The 1,887-nt window shown below is 59.9% G+C and carries 1 protein-coding gene; it reads left to right on the top strand.

All coding sequences use genetic code 11. From position 1 onward, the window contains the following. The first annotated feature begins 337 nt into the window (after positions 1 to 337). A complete protein-coding gene (locus DBR18_RS24250) occupies positions 338 to 1,618 on the top strand; it encodes an HAAAP family serine/threonine permease (protein ID WP_108592214.1) in 1,281 nt (426 codons plus the stop codon). The last annotated feature ends 269 nt before the right edge of the window (positions 1,619 to 1,887 follow it).

Here is a 1,887-nt window from a genome sequence, read left to right as displayed (position 1 = left end):
GGCGATATGTATCCAGTCTGGGCAACGCTGGCGTTCGGCCTGTTTTGCATGTCACTCGGGTTTCTCCTGGCTCGATCGGTCTGATCGAGTCTTGCCGCTCGTATCGGTGCTGAAACTTGCCGAAAAACGACATTCTACGTGCCTGTAGCCGACAGCCATTTTCCCGAAAACGACAATCCGCTCATCTGCTCCGCACAACCATTGCTCAGCTAAGTCTTTGCTTCTGCTCATTTATCGCGGAGAATCGCGCCCCTGTTTCGGCCGGAGCATGTCTGTCGGTTTTTTCCGACGCGTCCTGACCGAGTGGCAAGTGACCGGAATGCGGAGATCCGACCGGATGAATGATCAGGCCAATAGCGTCGACGAACGCTATGAAGCGGCAGCACCAGCTGAACTGTCGAGCTGGAATCGCCATGACACCACGTGGATGTTGGGACTGTTCGGGACGGCCATTGGCGCCGGCACCCTGTTTTTGCCGATCAACGCGGGTCTTGGGGGCTTCTGGCCGCTGGTGATCCTCGCGCTGCTGGCGTTCCCGATGACGTTCTTCGCCCACCGGGGCCTGACCCGTTTCGTACTTTCCGGTCGTGAAGGCGCGGATATCACCGATGTGGTCGAGCAGCATTTCGGCATCAAGGCCGGTGCACTGATCACGCTGCTGTACTTCTTTGCCATCTTTCCGATCCTGCTGATCTACAGCGTCGGCCTGACCAACACGGTCGCCAGTTTCCTCGAACACCAGCTGCACATCATGCCGCCGCCGCGTGCGCTGCTGTCGTTTGTGCTGATCCTCGGTCTGCTGGCCGTCGTGCGTTGCGGCGAGCAGGTGATCGTCAAGGCGATGAGCCTGATGGTGTACCCGTTCATCGTCGCGCTGCTGTTCCTGGCGGTGTACCTGATTCCGCACTGGAACGGCGGCATCCTCACCACCGCTTCGCAGGTGCCGGCGCCGTCGGCGCTGCTGCACACGCTGTGGCTGGCGATCCCGGTGATGGTGTTCTCGTTCAACCACTCGCCGATCATTTCGGCATTCGCGGTGGATCAGAAGCGTCGTTACGGCGTTAACGCCGATCAGCGCAGCTCGCAGATCCTGTGCCGCGCCCACCTGCTGATGGTGGTGATGGTGCTGTTTTTCGTGTTCAGTTGCGTGCTGACCCTGTCGCCGGAGCAACTGGCCGAAGCCAAGGCGCAGAACCTGTCGATCCTGTCGTACCTGGCTAACCACTTCAGCAACCCGACCATCGCTTTTGCAGCGCCGTTGATTGCGTTCGTGGCGATCTCCAAGTCGTTCCTGGGCCATTACATCGGTGCCAGCGAAGGCCTCAAGGGCCTGATCGTCAAGAGCGGCAAGCGCCCGGGCGCCAAAGCGCTGGATCGTATCGTGGCCGCGTTCATGCTGGTGGTGTGCTGGATCGTCGCGACCCTGAACCCGAGCATTCTGGGGATGATCGAGACCATCGGCGGCCCGGTGATTGCGGCGATTCTGTTCCTGATGCCGATGTACGCGATCCGTAAAGTGCCGGCGATGGCACGCTATCGCGGTCAGGCGTCGAACGTGTTTGTCACGGCCGTCGGTCTGGTGGCAATTTCGGCTTTGATTTATTCGCTGACCGCTTAAAGATCAAGAGATCGCAGCCTGCGGCAGCTCCTACCGGTATACAAAAAACCTGCAGGAGCTGCCGAAGGCTGCGATCTTGCGCTTTTCAGCTACAGTAGGCCGCTGCGCATCCCACATGCGCAGCGGCTTTTTTTCGTCTGGAGACAGTGGATTGTCGAGCGCCCCCCCACCTGTTGAGCAACCTGATCGCTGGCGGGACATCCTCGCCGGTCTGTCGATTGCCGGTCTGTTGTTGCCCGAAGCGGTTGCTTACTCGACCATCGCCGCCC

The sequence above is a fragment of the Pseudomonas sp. HMWF021 genome (assembly GCF_003061005.1).
Lineage (GTDB): Bacteria > Pseudomonadota > Gammaproteobacteria > Pseudomonadales > Pseudomonadaceae > Aquipseudomonas.
Note: the sequence above shows the minus strand (reverse complement) of the source record. Positions and strands in the feature narration are given on the sequence as shown.